Annotated in this window: 10 protein-coding genes; 5 read left to right on the forward strand and 5 right to left on the reverse strand. The window is 60.3% G+C overall.

Annotated features, from left to right (window positions below; all coding sequences use genetic code 11):
- Together M5G11_RS07735 and M5G11_RS07740 are read right to left on the reverse strand one after the other, a co-directional pair.
- A complete protein-coding gene (locus M5G11_RS07735) occupies positions 1-372 on the reverse strand; it encodes a hypothetical protein (RefSeq protein ID WP_273911097.1) in 372 nt (123 codons plus the stop codon).
- Between the two features lie 85 nt (positions 373-457).
- Positions 458-1,240, reverse strand: coding sequence for a type 1 glutamine amidotransferase (locus M5G11_RS07740; protein WP_273925256.1), 783 nt, complete (start codon positions 1,238-1,240; stop codon positions 458-460).
- Between the two features lie 141 nt (positions 1,241-1,381).
- Here M5G11_RS07740 and M5G11_RS07745 point away from each other — a divergent pair, with 141 nt between their 5' ends.
- Entirely contained in the window at positions 1,382-2,008 is a 627-nt protein-coding gene (locus M5G11_RS07745; protein ID WP_273911095.1) for a cell wall hydrolase, read from the forward strand.
- 99 nt (positions 2,009-2,107) lie between these two features.
- Positions 2,108-2,959, forward strand: coding sequence for a CAP domain-containing protein (locus M5G11_RS07750; RefSeq protein WP_273911094.1), 852 nt, complete (start codon positions 2,108-2,110; stop codon positions 2,957-2,959).
- 3 nt (positions 2,960-2,962) lie between these two features.
- Here M5G11_RS07750 and M5G11_RS07755 read toward each other — a convergent pair whose 3' ends face one another.
- From M5G11_RS07755 to M5G11_RS07765, 3 genes are all read right to left on the reverse strand, one after another.
- A complete protein-coding gene (locus M5G11_RS07755) occupies positions 2,963-3,646 on the reverse strand; it encodes a GNAT family N-acetyltransferase (protein WP_273911093.1) in 684 nt (227 codons plus the stop codon).
- Between the two features lie 67 nt (positions 3,647-3,713).
- Positions 3,714-9,518, reverse strand: coding sequence for an NEL-type E3 ubiquitin ligase domain-containing protein (locus tag M5G11_RS07760; protein ID WP_273911092.1), 5,805 nt, complete (start codon positions 9,516-9,518; stop codon positions 3,714-3,716).
- Between the two features lie 189 nt (positions 9,519-9,707).
- Positions 9,708-15,989: a dermonecrotic toxin domain-containing protein gene (locus M5G11_RS07765; RefSeq protein WP_273911091.1), complete on the reverse strand. Its 6,282-nt coding sequence runs from the start codon at positions 15,987-15,989 to the stop codon at positions 9,708-9,710.
- A gap of 275 nt (positions 15,990-16,264) precedes the next feature.
- On the opposite strand from M5G11_RS07765, the gene M5G11_RS07770 reads away from it, so the two are divergent.
- The 3 genes from M5G11_RS07770 to M5G11_RS07780 all read left to right on the forward strand — a co-directional run bounded on the left by M5G11_RS07770 (position 16,265) and on the right by M5G11_RS07780 (position 19,546).
- Complete coding sequence (locus M5G11_RS07770) at positions 16,265-17,284, forward strand: branched-chain amino acid aminotransferase (RefSeq protein ID WP_273911090.1); 1,020 nt, start codon at positions 16,265-16,267, stop codon at positions 17,282-17,284.
- Positions 17,285-17,499: 215 nt separating this feature from the next.
- On the forward strand, positions 17,500-18,180 hold the full coding sequence (locus M5G11_RS07775) for a response regulator transcription factor (protein ID WP_273911089.1): 681 nt from the start codon (positions 17,500-17,502) through the stop codon (positions 18,178-18,180).
- Complete coding sequence (locus M5G11_RS07780; protein WP_273911088.1) at positions 18,158-19,546, forward strand: sensor histidine kinase; 1,389 nt, start codon at positions 18,158-18,160, stop codon at positions 19,544-19,546. The genes M5G11_RS07775 and M5G11_RS07780 overlap by 23 nt, the downstream gene beginning before the upstream one ends.
- Positions 19,547-19,646 lie beyond the last annotated feature (100 nt).

The raw sequence follows: 19,646 nt of genomic DNA on the forward strand, positions 1-19,646 counted from the left end.
TCAACCCCGCGATGGACGCAAGCGCGCCAGGCGTTGCAGCCAGTTGCCGGCATTGATGCGTGCGCACTGTTCTTCGGAGTCGAAATGCACATGCCGCGCTACGGCGTCGAGGCTGATTGCGGTCTCGGCCAGGGCCTCGGCCGTCAGCTCGACCATCCGCGCACTCAGGCCCTGGGCCAGTGCACGGTCTTTGCTGGCCTGGGTATCGAATACCCAGACCACCACCAGGCTGGCGGGAAACGCGGCAAAATCCAGCTGGTGGGTCAGCCATTGAAACCCGGGGATTTGCGCCTTGGCGGTTTCACAGGCGGTGGTCAGCGCCGCTATCAGGTCGCGCTCGGTATGCGCCTGTTCGCGTTTGTTCATCGACATCGGGGAGGCTCGCCTGCTGTGTGGTGCAAAGCGCCCATCATACGCGAGATCCGTCAGCCCTCTTACCCGTCAGCCCTCCTAACCGTCAGCCCTCTTGCAACGTCGCAGCCAGCTTGTCGAGAAACACGAACAGCTGCTGGTTCATCTCCTCGTACCGATTGAACCTGAGCCGCTCGGGTTGCTGCACAAAGCGCTGCGCTGTCAGCGTGCGCAATTCGTGCTCGGAATGCGCGATCAGCAACTCGACCAGCGCCGGGGTGAATTCCATATGGCACTGGAAGCCGTAGACCCTGTCGCTGTACTCGATGATCTGGCGCGGGCAGCCTTCACTGCTGGCCAACACGATCGCTTCAGGCGTGAGCCCAGGCATATCGTTGTGCCAATGCCCAACCAGCGCCTGCTCGCCAAAATGCGCGAACTTGTCATGCCGGCGGCCGTGATCCGTAAAGGTGATCGGGAAACTGCCGATTTCCTTTTCCGGGCTGCGCTCAACCGGCGCGCCCAGGGCCTCGCCAATCAGCTGCGCGCCAAGGCATACGCCCAAAACGCCCTTCCCTGCCTCGATGCAACGCCTGATCAAGGCCATTTCAGCCTGACCATCAAAATGCGCACATTGCGCCAGGGTGGTACCGGGCCCCTGCGGCCCTCCCAGGACGATCAGCAGATCGATGCCGTCCACCGACTGCGGCAACGCATCGCCAGCGTACACCCGCGAGAAGCCCGTGCTACAGCCGCGCGATGTAGCCCAGCCGAGCAATGCACCCGGCCCCTCGAAGACTTCATGGACCACAAAATGCAAATGCATCACAACGTTCCTTCCAAGCAAATGACACTTACCAAAATACATGACACAAAGTGTCTTTGACAAGTTGCCGGCTGTCGCGATTCAGCACGGAATGTTTGAACTTCAGGGAGGTCGATTTTAGTAACACCATCGTCGCCAACGATCAGTCGTTACCCGGCGCATGGCAAGGCCGGATCACCGCGCCATTCCTCAAAGGGCTCGACCATGGACCTCACACGCCTGACAACCTGCCTGATCGCCGTTCTTTTGAGTGTTCACGCCATCGCGCAAGAACCGCCCAAAACCGCCACGGCGGCCGTCGCCGAAGACAAGGCCGAGGTCCTGGAACAGAAAGCCGCCAACAATGCCCCGGTCAGTGCAGCCCCGGCCGCCGCAGCCATCACCCGTAGCGAAGTGCAGGCGGTCGACCCGGCCGGCACGGCTGCCGTGGACGATGCCATCACCTGCCTGTCGCGCACGATCTACTGGGAAGCCAAGGGCGAAGGCGCCGCCGACATGGAAGGCGTTGCCAATGTGGTGCTCAACCGGGTCGGCAAGGACGGTTTTCCTGCGACCATCTGCGCCGTGGTCAAGCAAGGCGCGGACAAGAAGGCCTGCCAGTTCTCCTGGTGGTGCGATGGCCGTACCGACCAGGTACAGGAAGAAACCCGCTATACCGTGGCCAAGGAAATCGCCCGCAAGGCTCTCAACCAGCAGCTTACCGACCGTACCGCCGGGGCCCTGTACTTCCACGACCGCAATGTCCATCCCGCCTGGGCCAAGGAATACCTCAAGACCGCTGAAACGCAGAAGTTCGTGTTCTACCGGCCTCGCGATGGCAAAGCCAAATAGCCTTCGTGCCTGGCAACAAAAGCACGGTGCTGCGCACCCGGGCTGAAAAACAGCAGAAAATCACGCATCATGGCGGCACTCAGCTCAAGGGAGAGTTTCATGCGCGTCCTGTCATCTACCCTGCGTATCACCTTGTTGTCGCTGGGCCTGGCATTCAGCGCCACGGCCCTGGCCACGGAAGAGACGCAACTGGTCGACTCGATCAACAGCTACCGCAACCAGACTCAACCCTGCGCTGGCCAAGGCACCATGGAACTGCCACCGCTGGCCAGCGACCCACGCCTGGTGCTTTCGGCCAGCAATATTGGTGACTTGCAGCAGGCCTTGGCACGCGCCAGCTATCCGATGGTCAATGTGCAGGCCATCAGCCTCTCCGGGCCTCGGGATGCGCAAGCGGCGATGAACGCCGTGCGCGAGAGCTTCTGCCAGGTCGTGCTTGACCCGCAGTTCGTCGACATCGGTGTCAGCCGCGAAGGCCGCGAATGGCGAATCGTCCTGGCCCGGCCGCTGCTGGCGGGGCGCCTCGGTGATTCGCAGAGTGAAGGGCAGAAACTGCTCGAAGCGATCAATAGCGCCCGTGCCACCCCGCGCCAATGCGGCGGGCAGCCGTTTGGCGCGGTGACACCACTGGCCTGGAACGTCACCTTGGCCGGTGCTGCGCAAGACCATTCGCGGTCCATGGCGAACAAAAATTACTTCGACCACAAGGACCCCGACGGCAGCACCCCCGGTGACCGCGCCGAACTGGCCGGCTACAGCTACCAGTCCATCGGCGAGAACATTGCCGCCGGCCAGGACAGCGTGCGTAAAGTGGTGGATGGCTGGCTGGCCAGCCCCGGCCATTGCGCCAACTTGATGAACCCGCAATTTCGCGAACTGGGCGCCGCCTATGCGATCGACCCGAAAAGCGATGCCGGTATCTACTGGACGGCGATGTTCGGCACGCCGTAAGCCTCAGCCGCCAAGGCGTTCGTCAACGAACAGCCGGGCTTGATAGGTCAGTTGATCGAGGTGCCGGTCGCGCTTCTTCTCGGCCTCGGTCATGACCTTCTTGCCATGCTGGGCAAGCAGGTAGGCGTGGATCTGGCGCACTTCCAGGGAGCTGTAGATGGGCGCCACATCCAGCACGGGGAGCAACCCGTCGGTGCGGTAGTCGCGGGTATTCATCAGCACCTGCGGCCCTCGCGCAGCCAATACCTGCAAGCCCATGGCTTCGAAATACGCCACCTTGTTCACTGTGCAGGCCAACTCGACATGCGGGTAGCGCGCGGTCAACTGCTGCAGCATCGAGCGGGCAATACCCTGTCGCCGGTGAGCCGCACGCACGGCCATGTAGACCACGGCGCAGGCCTGGGCATCGTCGATCACTGGCTGGTACAGCACAAACCCGAGCACGGTTTCTGGGTCGTGCTCATCCAGTGCAACGATCAGCTCGACCGGCAGGTTGCGCGTGCCGTCCATCGCTTGTAGATAAAGGTGCACCTCGAAACCCACACCGTATTGGTACAGCTGATACAGCGGATTGCTCGGCGCAATGGCTACCTGGCTGACATCCGTCAGGTAGTCGATGACCATCTGCTGGACCTGGGCCTTGATGGTTTCGGGGGGCGGGGTGTGAAACAGGGTGATACTGGGCATCGCGCGACTGGCTCTGGGTTTCATGACCCGCCTATCATAGCGCGAGTCATGAGAAGGGGCCGTATTGCTATGCGCCAGCGCCACCGGCATGGTTGGTCAGTTCGTCGATCAAGTCACGCTCGCGTTGATCTCGCTCCACCACCATTGCCTGGATTCGCGCACCGCTCTGATCCGGCGTATCGCCCGGGTACAGGTCGCTGACGTGCAACACCTGGGCCTTGTAGACCTCATCGATCTGGGTGAATCGATCAGCGTTTGCTTCGCGCAGATACGCCACCCAGAATTCCTGTCTGGCTGCAAAGTCCCGAAACGAATCCCCCTGCTCACCCTGACGCACCTCAGCCAGGGCCTCATCCAATTCCCGTGGGCGAAGATCAGCAAACGAACGGTACAGCATCTGGTTGGGTGGCCACGGCAGGTCCAGCTCTTGCGCCCAACGTAGCCGGTAGGCCAGACGCACCTCCGCTTCATCACGCTCGCCGGTTTGAGCTCGGGCTATTCGGTCGAGCTCGTCAGAGCGGTAGAGTTGCTGCAGCAAACGGTATAGCGACGCCCCTCGCTGTTGCTCTGGTACATGAGCCAAGGCCTGATGGGTGAAGACCAGCGTTTCGATCTGATTGAACTCCATGCGGATGCCATCCCCGCAGGTCTCGTTCATCAGCGCACCTTCGGCAATGGCGTTGGTCAACACGCGCAGTTCTTCATCCTGCGCCGCCTCCAGCACCCGCCACACCCGCTCAATCAACTCCGGCCGGGTCCGTGGCCGGTAATCAGCGGTTTCGCGCAAGCGCCCTACCAGGGCCAGCAACTGAGTAGCTTGGTTGCTACTTTCGACCTGCTGCCAGAGCGCTCGCTGACGCTCTTGCTCTGTGACATCTTCTGCCAGCCAGTACTCCTGCGCCGGCCTGACCTCTTCTTCACTGGATGCCAAAGTGTGTTCCGAGGAATGTGACGCGGTGTCAGAATCCTCACCTTCCGACTCCTCGCCAGACGCCTCTGCGAACCTTGCACGCTCCAGGTGCAACGCATAGCCACGTTGATGCCTGAACAGTTCATGAGCTTGTGTATACCCAGCATCGGTGAAGCTGTTATTGCGTAGATCAATTTCTATGAATGCGTCAAAAGTACGCGAAAGATTCGGCAGAGACGCCGGTAGTTCCGAGATCTGATTACCACGCAAACTCAGCAGTTCCAGCGGATCATGCAGTAATTCTTCCGCCCAGGTCGGCCATGCTGTGATACCCATCCTATTCAGGCTCAACAACTTCAAGCGATTGTGGTTCAAGGCGTTTGCCTGGGTTATGGCGCCGATGGTGTTACTGTCCAGCGCCAAGTGATTCAGGTTCGGCAAGCTGGCAAAAAAGTCGATCTGCGCCTGATCGATGACCACGCCCTGGTCGATAAACCTCAGCACCTCCACATTCTGCATCCCTGCCAACACCTGAGAAGGCAGGTTGGGCTGAGCATGACCCTGAAGGGTCAATTCCTGCGTTTGGGGAAACAAGCGCAAGAATGCATTGAGCCCATCGCTGCTGGTAAGCGGCGAATCCAGCTCCAAGCGGGTTACGGTTTGATAGAAGAATGCGGGCAACGTCCGAGAGAAATCGTCGACGTTGATCCTGCTAAATGACAACAGCGAGCATGGGTCGCCTTCAACCTCTGCCTGCCAGTACATCACGACTTCATCGCGTGCGCGCTGGTGGGCTTGCCGGAGCTCAGCCGCCAGGCCTGGCTGCTCAACCCAGGCATCGATGCTTGCCAGCAGCGCCCTGTACCCCTCGCGCATGCCGTCAAACCTGACCTGAAGGTCTGCGGGGATATCCAGTGTGAACCTGTATCGCCCCCCTCTCCATTCACTGGTGCGGGCCTGCGTCAGCGCAGTACGAGACAAGGCGTTGCCCCGCAATGAAATATGGGTCAGCGCCTGATCGTCGTTGGCGGACTGCAACATGAACATCGGCAACTGGTTGATATGGTTGTCTGCCAGGGACACTTCGGCAAAGTGCCCCAACGCATTGCTATTGAGCATGGCCGGCCAGCGCGTGAGGTAAAGTCGCTCCAACCCCAGGTATTGCAATTGCGCGTTGGCAAAATGCCCCAGATTCAAACTGACATTGGTCAAGCTCAAGCGGTTGCCACTCAGGTCCAACCGTTGCAACTGTGCCAGCCCCCGCGCAGAGCGCGGGGTAATCAGTGATAGACGCCCACTGGGGCAGAGGATGTCCAGGGCTGCCTGCGACAGCTCCAAACCCAGGTCAGTCAGTTGCAGATCCAGCAGATTGGGGAAAGCCGTGACCACCGCTAACGCCAGATTCACCAACGACGGCCTGGCACCCTGCACACTTTGGATCTGCAAGGCCGAAACATTCGGGAAGCGTTGGAAAAACCGGGTAAGTTCGGCCAGGTCGGCAACCCCGGCCAGAAAATGCTGCGCCGAATAAGGCACACCCGCTTCGACCATCCGGAACAATTCCACTTCAATCAGTTCAAGCCCCTGCACCTGCGCGTAGAACCAGGCGGGCAACTGTTCAGGAAAGTCGGCGAGAGACGCGCGCCAAAAGCGTAGTGGCTGATAAGCCCTACCCAACTCGGGCACGCTGTTGACGCGCCAATGATGCTGCAACTGCCGCGCGATATGTTCGCGAGCGAGTGCCCGTGTACCTAGCGGGTCAGTCAGTGCAGCAGTGTCCAGGGCCCAATGATCCAGGCTTGCGCGCAGCGTTTGGCGTTCGTCCAATAGGCGGTTCAGCAGGGTATCGACTTCCACACGGCTCGTGCCTCTGCTGTATAGCGTGCGAAGCATCCCATCAATTCCCCCTTCGCTCAGCCCAAAATCAAGCACACGCAGCTTGTCGCGCAGCGAATCCTCGGTAACGTAGCCCGCCATGGCACCTCGACCACTCAGTGGATAACCGACGCGGTTGTCAGCCAGTCGCATCGGTGCGCGGAACGCCGGGTCGATCGGTTGCATGTTCAGGGCCTCGCGCAGGGCCTCATCCGCCAGCATTGGCAGTTCCTGCAACGCTCGTTCGAGCTGTGCGCCCTGGCCAACGTCGGGAAAGCCCAGTGATGAGCGTTGCGCATCAGGCAGGGCGTGCAGCACCGAAGCCAGCAGATCATCATTTCCGTGCAGGTGACCATCGTCGCTGTCGCGAGCCTGGTAGGTGTCGCCCTCCTTCACCAGCACTTTGCGGATCGGCGCTTCCGGCAGGCCGACGCTGTCGAGTAAGCGGCCGCTGATTGAGCCCAGGCGCACCTCCAGACGCACCTGCGCAGACCAGCCAGGCAGGTTGGCCAGGCTGTGCAGGATCAGTTTGTCTATGTCGTCGCCCTGTACCGACTTCAGGTACAGCCCCTCCCTGGCGCGGGCCAGGCGTACCTGCTGCTGGTAGATCCGCGCTTCTTCGCCAAGCCGAGCCGGCAGGCGCTGACCGGCGTTGAGTTGCTCCTGCTCTGCCGGGGTCGCGTGCGCCAGCAGCTCTTCGCCAATCGCCCTCGGCACGCCGCTGAACGTGCGTTGTATCAATGCGACACCCGGCTGCTCGGACACCTGCGAGGCCGCGTAGCGCGTGGCAAACAACTGGCCTTGTTGCGCCCGCACGCTGTCCAGCAACTGCTCGCGCAGACGCCGCAGACGCACCTCGAAAGCCAGTTGCCCGACGCCGGGTTCTTCACCCAGCAAGGTCTTGATCTGCACTTCATCCAGCGCCTGCAACGCGCTGGCGAGTACATCGCTTTCAGCCGCCGTCACCGTCACCTCCCGGCCTGCCGGCCAGCCGGGCTGTTCGCTCAACAGTTGCGCTTGCAAGGCTGGGTCGGCGCGAAAATCACCGGCCTGCATCTGTGCAATGAACTGCTCCAGCGCCTGATCAAGCTTGAAACGCTGCAACGTATCGATCAACAAGGCCGGAGCGCGTTCACCCTCTACCAGCACCCGACGCAACTGGTTTTCGTCGATGCCGCTGACCTTAAGCACCTGTCGGCCCAGCGCTTCGCCGACCCCGTCAGCGATCGGCCCCAGGCGTTTGAACAGGGTCGGCAGTTCCCAGCTCAAGGGCGCATCCAGCTCATGCAGCCAAGCCCCCGCGCCGTTGTGGCGCAAGGGTGGCGGGTAGGCATCGCTGCGACGTGGGTGCTGCAAGCGATACGGCGCTGCTTCGGTTGCTGGCTGCACCGCGAATGTCTGCCCATCCAGCGCCAGCCACTGCTTGCCCTGGTAGTCATACAAACCCAGTGCATTGGGCGTCAGCCCGGCTGGCAGGACGATGTCGTGGCCGAAGGGGGTCAGATCCGGCTTCCACAAGCGGGTACTGCCATCACCAAGTTGCACGGTGCGCATCTGTTCCAACAACGGCGGTGCTTCCAGTGCCGGCACCGCTCCCGCGCTGGCTGCTGCGCCGCCCAAGGCCGCCATCAACGCGAGGTTTTCCACCACGTCCATCAGGTAGCCCCAAGCCTGTGCTTGCTCACCACTGGCCAGGCTCTCGAACCCTTCGTACACCTCGTACGTCAATTGCACCGCGGCAACCACGAGCATTACCTGGCCCAACGCGGGCACCACGAAGCCGGCAACATTGAGCAGTGTCAGCGCGGTTTCGGCGAAGTACAGCAGCTTGTCGTCGAATGACTTCTGGTCTTCCACAGCCGTAGGCACCGCGTGGAACAGACCATCGTCCTTGAGCACGGCTATTTTGTGCCAGTAGAGGGCATGGAGTAACGGCGTGGGTATTGGCTCGTCACTCAGTTGCAACTTCGCCCGCGGGTCTTGCTGTTGCTCGAACCAGCCGCCGCTGTTCCACACCTGAAGGCTGAACACCTGCTCGAGCCGAGCGAACAACTGCTGACGATGACGCGCCGGAACAAAGCGTGCGAAGAACTGCCGGTAAGCCGGCTGCAGCAAGCGGTCACGCAGGCTGTCGGCAAAGTGCACAGTGCTGTCGTATTCCCGCAACGGGCACTGCGGGTCATCCGGGATATACACCGCCACCCGTTCCACACCCGCCTCATTGGCGCCACCACGCAGAACTACAATGCCGTTGAGCGCAACATCAAACAGTTGAACGCTGTGGCAGGTCAGCGCACTCCCCTGCCATTGCGCCGGCTGATTGCGCGCCAGCTGCTGCAAGGCCGCATGCAGCGGCTGCTGGATATGCTGCTGCAAATACGCCAGGTGGCTGTGCAGCAACAGTGCCGATTGTTCGTACTGGATAAACCGGCCGCGCAAATTGAACGCGGCGGCATCAGGAGCATCTCCAGGTTCAGACGTCGGGTGGAATACCGCGTCGATCAACCGCTGGTACTGCCAGCCCAGGTCCAGTTCGCGGCACAGCGCCGCGAACTGGTGCGGCTCGATGGCCAGGTGCTCGTCCGTTTCGGCAGAGTCCACGGGGACTTGGGCCAGCACCGCAGCCTTGTAACCCAGCCGGTTCATGTGCCACAGGTCCATGGCGCCGGGTTTGGCTTGCCATTCTTCGAAGTTCTGCAGGGCCGCTGCCAGTAGCGTCTGCAAGGCGAACTCATAGGGGCGGTTGCCCTCCAACAGGCGCGCATGGAACAGGCACCCCGTGCGTACATCGATATCCAGGTCGAAACGCGCCTTGATTGCCGCCTTGAGCAAAGGTTCGGCGAACACATCCGGGGCCGGCAGATGCGCCAGCACTTCCTGCACCTGCTGCTCGTCGAGGCGATGGCGGGTGTAGATCTGCTGCACTTGCAGCAGCACGTCGGGGTGATTCAAGCGGGCCTGTTCAAGCCAGGGCAGCGACTGGCTGGCAGCCTGGCGCAAGGCTTGGCGAGTCGGCGCCGGGGCGCCGATCATCCAGGCAGGAACTCGTTCCAGCAGGGTATTGAAATGGGTGTTTGCAGCGGGCATGGACAGATCCTTTATCCGTGTAATCGGACATCCAGACTATCCAGCCACCTGGGCATTTAAAATTTCAAATTACCAATAGAACAACCCTGTAAATCATCAGAACTTCGGTGACATAAAGACTACATATACCACCTTAACTCAAGACGATACGCCGCACCGTAACGTATCGCCTGCGAAGACAGAAAAATGTTAAGTCATACGACTGGCCGCCACCCGCTGCGAGGTGCGCAGTGCTGCGGGGCTTACGGCCAAAAGATAATCACCTTCATGACTCTTAACCCGTGATTTCCTGAACACTTCAAAGCCTAGCAACTTATACGCTGCCTCCTTTTTTTTCGAATAGGCATTCGTGATGACAATCTTGACACCCTTCGGAATCAAGGGTTGCACATGCTTCCCAACCATTGACATGAACGCCTCCTCATCGTGAAACACATCACTAAAGTGACCGCTTAATATAATTAAATCATGTAAATTTGCTGACGCCTGCAAGTTCTCCAGCAATACCCATCCGTCTTGGTTCAAAAAGCGCGTAGGGGTCTGTGCTGTGCTGTGAATACTGCTCACGAAATGCAGGTTCTCTGCTGGCATTCGCTCGAGCATTTTCACCGTTTTCCCATCCGCAACCATGAGCGAAAGGGGCAGGTGAAGTGAATACCCTGCGGGTAGCTTTTTAAGCTCGATGGTATTTTTGTACATGCCTGTCGAGTTCTGCGCGAGATAGAACGCAGACGCGAGGAGCGCGCGCCCTTGCGGATCATCCGGTGGTGCATCGATCACGACCTCGCCCTCGCGGACTTCACCCTCCAGCCTCACCCGACCGGGTGGCAGGCTGTCAATCGTTATGTTGTCGCCGTCGGTCCTGATGACGACGTCGACAATTTCATCAAAGTAATCCTTTATCTCCTCTCGGAGCGTCTTACCTTCAGCAGACGCGCTGAAACCCCTCGCTTTGGCTTCACTCTCAAACTTTATTGCCAAGCGCTCGTCGCTCGCCCTGAGGTTATGGTTTTGCGCCAGCTTACACAGGTCGCTCTTTATGACTTTTATAAGCTCTGACACGCGATCAGGCTGTTCCACAATGCCCCGCTGCGACCACGAAACCAGCGGATTTAGATCATTCATCACGACCTCGCCTTGAAACCCGAGCGCCCTGACATAGTTACTGTAATAACCTGACCCGGACATCGGCTCTATCACACGCCGAATGCCACCTTGCGCAGACAGTGGCTCAGTGACAATATCGGCAATCAAACCACCACAGGCCTCGATCACTTCCGACGCGATACTCCCTGGGGATTTGAAAAACTGCAAACCGAACACATCCAGCTTCATCCCCCAACCACGGTAGATGGCTATTTTTTCTGCCATATTGTCGGCATTGTTAGGCGCTCGCAGAAGTTCAGGAGCTTGCTCCTGTAGGCCGGTATAAAATGCTTTCTGCCCATCTTCATAGGCGAATGGATAAAACGGGTTGCGCGTCGTCCATGAACTGATGGTCAGTTTGAATTTTTCGGCATGCCCGGAATACCGCAAGGCAAACGGCAGAATCGGCCCTCCCTCTGGCGGCTGCCACGAGCCATCCCACACAGAGGCCTCCTCTTCATCTTCAGCTACCACTACCGCTTGAGCGCCTGCACTACTTGCCGCAGGCTCATCTACCAGTAGCTCATACTCGTCCTGGATTACGTTGATCTCGTGTACATTTTCCAATGCACCAGGGCTCAACGGGTTATTCAACAACCCGATGGTGATCGGGTAGTCCGTGGCGACAACCGGCAAAGCTCCCGGCAATTCGACAATGCGATTGCCTTGCAGCGACAAATGCTCCAACGGGGGCCTTAGTAACGGCTCTACCCACTGGGGCCAGGCCTGCAGATTCGTCCGTTCCAGGCTCAAGGCCTGCAGGGGGCTAGTGGCCAAAGACGGGACGGCATGAATTGTGTCAAACGAGTTCTCATCCAGTACCAGGCGTTTCAAGTTGGGTAGACGGCCAAAAAACTCCATGCTCGCCTGGTCGACCAGCCGCCCCATACGCGGCAAACTCAACACTTCTAGCTGACTTAGTTGAAACAGAGTCAGTGGTAGCTGTTCCAGCGGTGCATTGGCGTTAAGACGAAGTTCCCCAAGCTGGGTAAAGCGACCCAGCAATATCTCCAGCGCTTCGCTGGTGAACGTCGACGCCTCCAACTCCAGACGTTGCACAGACTGATAGAACGTCGCGGGCAAGTGTGCAGGAAAGCTTGCAATGTCAGCCCGGCTCAGCGTCAACACCGCTTTGCTCTCGAGGGGCAATTCATTGGCAAACTGAGAGGCGAAGACCTGCACCGTTACCCATCGCCGACAGAATGCGTGAATCTGCTCCGCCAGCGCCTGATGCCCCGAACTCTCTGGTTGCGAGGCCCAGCGCTGAACCGATGAATACCACTGCGAGTAGGTGGGCCTCAATGCTGCAATTCTGCCTTCAAATGCCGGAACATCCGACAGTGCAAATGTGTACCCAGCGCTTTCCCACTCAAGCAGCCGCGCCTGAACAAAGTCATCCACGGATAGGGAGCTTTCTAACAGCGATACGCGAACCGTCGATGCTGGGTACGTTGTGCTACGTGCTGGGTCAAAAGGAAATTCGGTGAAGTGGTTGCCGTTCAGGTGCAACTCATCAACCGAGCGCACCCCATTGAAATTGGGCCATGTCGATCCATTGGGTAACCCCATCCGATTCAATCCGAGGTACTTCAGGTTGAGGCTCGCAAGGTCCCATTCCCAGCCGTTCACGATCCAGTTGCCACTCAGGTCCAGCCGCTGCATCGGCTTCAGGACGAATTGGCGATGGTTGCGGCTGAGTACCTGCAGGTCCTGGCTTGAGAGTTCCAGGCCCAAATCAATCAGGCTCAAGTCCTGTAACTGCGCAAGGGTTGCATCCAGAATAGCCGCAAGTGCAGGTAACTTAGGGTAGGTAGCCTGCGTGTTGCGAATCTCGAGTTTTTTAACGGATTGGAAGCGTGACAGGAACACGTGAAGTGCCTGCGAATCGACCATCAAGTGCACCGACTCGGGTGCCATTGTCAGGGACATATGCACATCGATGAGCACTAACTCATCGATCCGCGAGTAGAACCACTCCGGCAGGTGCTGCGGAAAATCGGCCAGTAAGGCACCTTCCAAGCGTAGCGGCGCGCCCGGCAGGCCAATCGTCTTGAAGACACCCGCCTCCCACTGACTCAGTAATTGAGTGATCATTTGCTGGCCACTGTGACTGCGTACAGGGTCCTGATCAACCAAGGCTGTCAGCATCTCCAGCGTCGACGCCAAACTTGCATTCATCTGGCTAAGCTGGCCTTGCACACTGGCAAGGAAGTTGCGTATCTCAATACGCGACAAGCCAACAGCCTTGAGCATATCCAGTAGACCCTGCTCGGTCATCAATGTGAGTCCAAGCGCGCGGATCTGTTCCAGCAACACCTCATTGCTCACGTACTCACTCATGGCCCCCCGACCGCTCAACGGGTAGCCGACACGATCATCGGCCAGGCGCATCGGCGAGCGATACTCCGGTTTGATCGGCTGCATGTTCAGGGCCTCGCGCAAGGCGCTGCTGGACAACATCGGCTGTTCTTGCAGCACACGTTGCAGTTCAGCCCCTTGCCACACATCGGCAATACCCAGCGCCGAACGCTGCGTGTCGGGCAACGCATGCAGTACGGCGGCGTACAGATTGTCCCTGCCGTGCAACTGACCGTCGTCACCGTCGCGGGCCTGGTAGGTGTCGCCCTCCTTCACCAACACTTTGCGGATCGGCGCATCAACGGGGCCAATACTGTCGAGCAACCGGCCTTGCGACGATCCGATGCGTATTTCCAGATGAAGCTCAGGTGACCAACCCGGCAACATCGACAGGCTGTGCAAAACCAGCGTATCGGTGTCTGGGTTGTTGACCGTATGCAGAAACATCCCCTCGCGGCTGCGGGCCAAACGTACCTGCTGCTGAAAAAACCGCGCTTCTTCGCCAAGCCGAGCCGGCAGGCGCTGACCGGCGTTGAGTTGCTCCTGCTCTGCCGGGGTCGCGTGCGCCAGCAGCTCTTCGCCAATCGCCCTCGGCACCCCGCTGAACGTGCGCTGTATCAATGCGACACCCGGCTGCTCGGACACCTGCGAGGCCGCGTAGCGCGTGGCAAACAACTGGCCTTGTTGCGCCCGCGCGCTGTCCAGCAACTGCTCGCGCAGACGCCGCAGACGCACCTCGAAAGCCAGTTGCCCCACCCCGGGCTCTTCACCCAGCAAGGTCTTGATCTGTGCTTCATCCAGCGCCTGCAACGCGCTGGCAAGCACATCGCTTTCAGCCGCCGTCACCGTCACCTCCCGACCTGCCGGCCAACCGGGCTGCTCACTCAAAAGTTGCGCCTGCAAGGCCGGGTCGGCGCGCAAATCACCGGCCTGCATCTGGGCAATGAACTGTTCCAGCGCCTGATCAAGCTTGAAACGCTGCAAGGTGTCGATCAGCAGAGCCGGCGCGCGTTCGCCCTCTACCAGCACCCGACGCAGCTGGTTTTCGTCGATGCCGCTGACCTTAAGCACCTGCCGGCCCAGCGCTTCGCTGACCCCGTCAGCGATCGGCCCCAGCCGCTTGAACAGGGTGGGTAGTTCCCAGCTCAAGGGTGCATCCAGTTCATGTAGCCAGGCCCCCGCGCCGTTATGGCGCAAGGGTGGTGCGTAGGCATCGCTGCGACGTGGGTGCTGCAAGCGATACGGCGCTGCTTCGGTTGCTGGCTGCACCGCGAAAGTCTGCCCATCCAGCGCCAGCCACTGCTTGCCCTGGTAGTCATACAAACCCAATGCATTGGGCGTCAGCCCGGCTGGCAGAACGATGTCGTGGCTAAAAGGAGTCAGGTCCGGCTTCCATAGCCGGGCGCTGCCATCATCAAGTTGCACGGTGCGCATCTGTTCCAACAACGGCGGTGCTTCCAGTGCCGGCACCGCTCCCGCGCTGGCTGCTGCGCCGCCCAAGGCCGCCATCAACGCGAGGTTTTCCACCACATCCATCAGATAGCCCCAGGCCTGTGCTTGCTCACCACTGGCCAGGCTCTCGAACCCTTCGTACACCTCGTACGTCAATTGCACCGCGGCAACCACGAGCATTACCTGGCCCAGCGCGGGCACCACGAAGCCGGCAACATTGAGCAGTGTCAGCGCGGTTTCGGCGAAGTACAGCAGCTTGTCGTCGAATGACTTCTGGTCTTCCACAGCCGTAGGCACCGCGTGGAACAGACCATCGTCCTTGAGCACGGCTATTTTGTGCCAGTAGAGGGCATGGAGTAACGGCGTGGGTATTGGCTCGTCACTCAGTTGCAACTTCGCCCGCGGGTCTTGCTGTTGCTCGTACCAGCCGCCGCTGTTCCACACCTGAAGACTGAACACCTGCTCGAGCCGAGCGAACAGCTGCTGACGATGACGCGCCGGAACAAAGCGTGCGAAGAACTGCCGGTAAGCCGGCTGCAGCAAGCGGTCACGCAGGCTGTCGGCAAAGTGCACAGTGCTGTCGTATTCCCGCAACGGGCACTGCGGGTCATCCGGGATATACACCGCCACCCGTTCCACACCCGCTGCATTCGCTCCGCCGCGCAGCACCACAATGCCATTGAGTGCAACATCAAACAGTTGAACGCTGTGGCAGGTCAGCGCACTCCCCTGCCATTGCGCCGGCTGATTGCGCGCCAGCTGCTGCAAGGCCGCATGCAGCGGCTGCTGGATGTACTGCTGCAAATACGCCAGGTGGCTGTGCAGCAACAGTGCCGATTGCTCGTACTGGATAAACCGGCCGCGCAAATTGAACGCGGCTGCGTCAGGGGCATCTCCGGGCTCAGATGCCGGATTGAACACTGCGTCGATCAACCGCTGGTACTGCCCGCCCAGGTCCAGCTCGCGGCACAGCGCCGCGAACTGGTGCGGCTCGATGGCCAGGTGCTCTTCTGTCTCGGCCGAGTCCACAGGGACACGGGCCAGTACCGCAGCCTTGTAACCCGGCCGGTTCATGCGCCACAGGTCCATGGCGCCAGGTTTGGCTTGCCACTCTTCAACGTTCTGCAGGGCGGCAGCCAACAGCGTCTGTAATGCGAACTCGTAGGGACGATTGCCCTCCAGCAGGCGGGCATGGAACAGGCAGGCCGTGCGCACATCGATATCCAGATCGAAACGCGCCTTGATTACCGCCTTGAGCAAAGGCTCGGCAAACACATCCGGGGCTGGCAGATGCGCCAGCACTTCCTGCACCTGCTGCTCGTCGAGGCGATGGCGGGTGTAGATCTGCTGCACTTGCAGCAGCACGTCGGGGTGATTCAAGCGGGCCTGTTCAAGCCATGGCATTGGCTGGCTGGCCGTTTGGCGCAAGGCCTGGATGATCGGCGCCGGGGCGCCGATCATCCAGGCAGGAACTCGTTCCTGCAGAGTATTGAAATGGGTGCTTGCAGCGGGCATGGATAGGTCCTTTATCCGTGTAATCGGACTTCAAGACTATCCAGCCACCTGGGCATTTAAAATTTCAAATAAGCAATAGAACTTACGCCTTAACCATCAACACTTCCGTGGTATCCCGACTATATATAACACCGCTTTCCACGGGCCTGCGCGGGCACATGGTCGGGCAAAGTGCATGGGGGCATTTCCGATCCGCACGGGATGTATTATCGTGGCTGCTTGCGCAAGATGCGTGGCCTGAACCTACAGGCATTTGCCAACCGATCGAGGGTGCCATGAGTAACGAAAGCATTAACTGGGACAAGCTGGGCTTCGACTACATCAAGACCGACAAGCGCTACCTCTCCTACTTCCGCGATGGCCAGTGGGACCAAGGCACCCTGACCGAAGACAACGTCCTGCACATCAGCGAAGGCTCCACCGCGCTGCACTACGGCCAGCAGTGCTTCGAAGGCATGAAGGCCTACCGTTGCAAGGACGGCTCGATCAACCTGTTCCGCCCAGACCAGAACGCCCTGCGCATGCAGCGCAGCTGCGACCGCCTGCTGATGCCGCGCGTGCCGACCGAACAGTTCATCGAAGCCTGCAAGCAAGTGGTCAAGGCCAACGAGCGCTTCGTTCCGCCACACGGCAAGGGTGCCCTGTACCTGCGTCCGTTCGTGATCGGCGTGGGTGACAACATTGGCGTGCGCACTGCCCCGGAGTTCATCTTCTCGATCTTCGCGATTCCGGTTGGCTCGTACTTCAAGGGTGGCATGACCCCGCACAAATTCCTCATCTCCGACTTCGACCGCGCCGCCCCGCAGGGCACAGGCGCAGCCAAGGTCGGTGGCAACTATGCCGCCAGCCTGCAGCCAGGCTATGAAGCCAAGAAAGCTGGCTTCGCCGACTGCATCTACCTCGACCCGCTGACCCACAGCAAAATCGAGGAAGTAGGCTCGGCCAACTTCTTTGGTATTACCGCCAACAAAGAATTCGTGACGCCGAAGTCGGCCTCGGTGCTGCCTGGTATTACTCGCCTGTCACTGATGGAGCTGGCCGAATCGCGTCTGGGCCTGAAGGTGATCGAGGGTGACGTGGAGATCAACAATCTGGCTCGTTTCAGCGAAGCCGGTGCCTGTGGCACAGCAGCGGTAATTACGCCGATCGGCGGTATCCAGTACAACGGCGAGCTGCATGTATTCCACAGCGAAACCGAAGTGGGCCCGGTGACCCAGAAGCTCTACAACGAGCTGACCGGTATCCAGAGCGGCGATGTTGAAGCGCCAGCAGGTTGGATCGTCAAGGTCGCCTGATCACGAGCCACCCTCGACCCCTGTGGGAGCCGGCCTTGCCGGCGATGGACCGCGAAGCGGGCCCGTTTGGCAAGGCTACGCCTTGCATCGCCGGCAATGCCGGCTCCCACCAGGGCACGGCTCGATACAGTTTCTTCTACATGAATTTTTCTTTAACCCGGGCACCGCCTATTCTTTGGCACAATCGAGTTCTAACCCGCCGCCCAGGTAAAAGCATGCTCCGCGTACTGACTATCGAAGATGATGCCGTCACCGGCCAGGAAATCGTCGCCGAACTTTCCAGCCACGGCCTCGACGTGGACTGGGTCGACAACGGTCGCGAGGGCCTGTCCAAGGCCATTGCCGGCGGCTACGACCTGATCACCCTCGACCGCATGCTGCCCGAAGTGGACGGCCTGACCATCGTCACTACCCTGCGCAACCTCAAGATCGCCACCCCGATCCTGATGATCAGCGCCCTCTCCGACGTCGACGAACGGGTGCGAGGCCTGCGTGCCGGTGGCGACGACTACCTGACCAAGCCCTTCGCCTCCGACGAAATGGCCGCCCGCGTCGAAGTGCTGCTGCGCCGCAACAGCGTGCCAATGGCGCAAACCCGCCTGCAAGTCGCCGACCTGGAGTTGGACCTGATCAGCCACGAAGCCAAGCGTGGCGAGCAACCCCTCAGCCTGTTGCCCACCGAGTACAAGCTGCTGGAGTTCCTTATGCGCCATGCCGGCCAGGTCATCACCCGGATGATGATCTTCGAGGAAGTCTGGGGCTATCACTTCGACCCCGGTACCAACCTGATCGACGTGCACATCGGACGCTTGCGCAAGAAGATCGACGCCGCTGGCCAGACGCCGCTGATTCGCACTGTGCGAGGCTCCGGCTATGCCATTGCCGAACCCGTCTAAGGGCTGGAGTTCGTCCACCAGCCGCCTGCTGGCGCTGTACAGCTTCCTGTTCGTGGCCTGGAGCAGCATCCTCATGGGGGTGCTGTACTTCGAGGTCTCCGGCTACCTGAACAAGCTCACCCGCCACTCCCTGCTGCAACGCCAGCACCTGTTCGCACACATGAGCGGCAAGCAGCTCGATGACGCGCTGATTGCCAGCCAGGCCTTCGAAGAGCGCAGTTTCGATGCCTATGGTTTGTTCGATGCGCAGTTCAACCCGCTGGGCGGACAGATCCGCCAGGTGCCCGCCGAGCTGGGCCTGGACGGCAAGATCCACGAATTGAGCCGCTGCCTGGATGCCGAAGACCCGCGCATGCCCCGCGACAGCTGTGACGCCGTGGCCCTGAAGGTGGCCGACGGGCGCTGGCTGGTGCTGGTGCGCGACAACGGCTCGCTGTTCGTGGTGACCCGGATCATCCTGCATGCCCTGCTCTGGGGGCTGTCGCTGACGATCATCCCCGGCATCGCCGGCTGGTATTTGTTGCGGCGCAGGCCGCTCAAGCGTATCCGGGCGATTCAGGCGAGTGCCGAGCTGATCGTCGCCGGCGACCTGACCCACCGCCTGCCCATTGCCCAGCGGCGTGATGAACTGGATATGCTGGCGACCATCGTCAACGCCATGCTCGACCGTATCGAACACCTGATGCACGAGGTCAAAGGCGTGTGCGACAACATTGCCCATGACCTGCGAACGCCGCTGACGCGGTTGCGCGCGCAGCTCTACCGGATCCGCCAGCAGGCCGGGGACGGCTCGCCGCAGGCCGAACACCTGGACCAGGCGATCAGCGAAACCGATACGCTCATGGCACGTTTTCGCGGCTTGCTGCGCATCAGCGAGCTGGAGGACCGCCAGCGCCGTGCAGGCTTTGTCGAGCTGGACCCACGGGCCTTGCTGGAAGAACTGCATGATTTCTACCTGCCGCTGGCCGAGGATGGCGAGATCCACCTGCACCTGAAATTGCCGCAGAGCCTGCCGTCGCTGCATGGCGACCGTGAGTTGCTGTTCGAGGCGCTGGCCAATCTGCTGGGCAATGCGATCAAGTTCACCCCGGCTGGCGGCCAGGTGCTGATGCGTGCGACGGAAGATGCGCAAGGCTTGCATATCGAGGTACAGGACAGCGGGGCGGGAATTCCCGAGTCGGAACGCGAGGCGGTACTACGTCGTTTCTACCGCAGTGAGGAAGGCCATCGGCATGCCGGGTTCGGGCTGGGGTTGTCGATCGTCGCGGCGATCGTTGACCTGCATGGCTTCGAGCTTGAGGTGGGGAGCGGGGAATTGGGTGGGGCGAGGCTGGTGTTGCACTGCCGGAGCAGGGTCGCCGCCTAGGGCCTCATCGCTGGCAAGGCCAGCTCCCACGTAGCCGCGCAGCGGCTACAAGAGTTCCGCATGATGCAGAACCCTGTGGGAGCCGGCATTGCCGGCGATG

Source organism: Pseudomonas fontis (assembly GCF_028656955.1).
Lineage (GTDB): Bacteria > Pseudomonadota > Gammaproteobacteria > Pseudomonadales > Pseudomonadaceae > Aquipseudomonas > Aquipseudomonas fontis.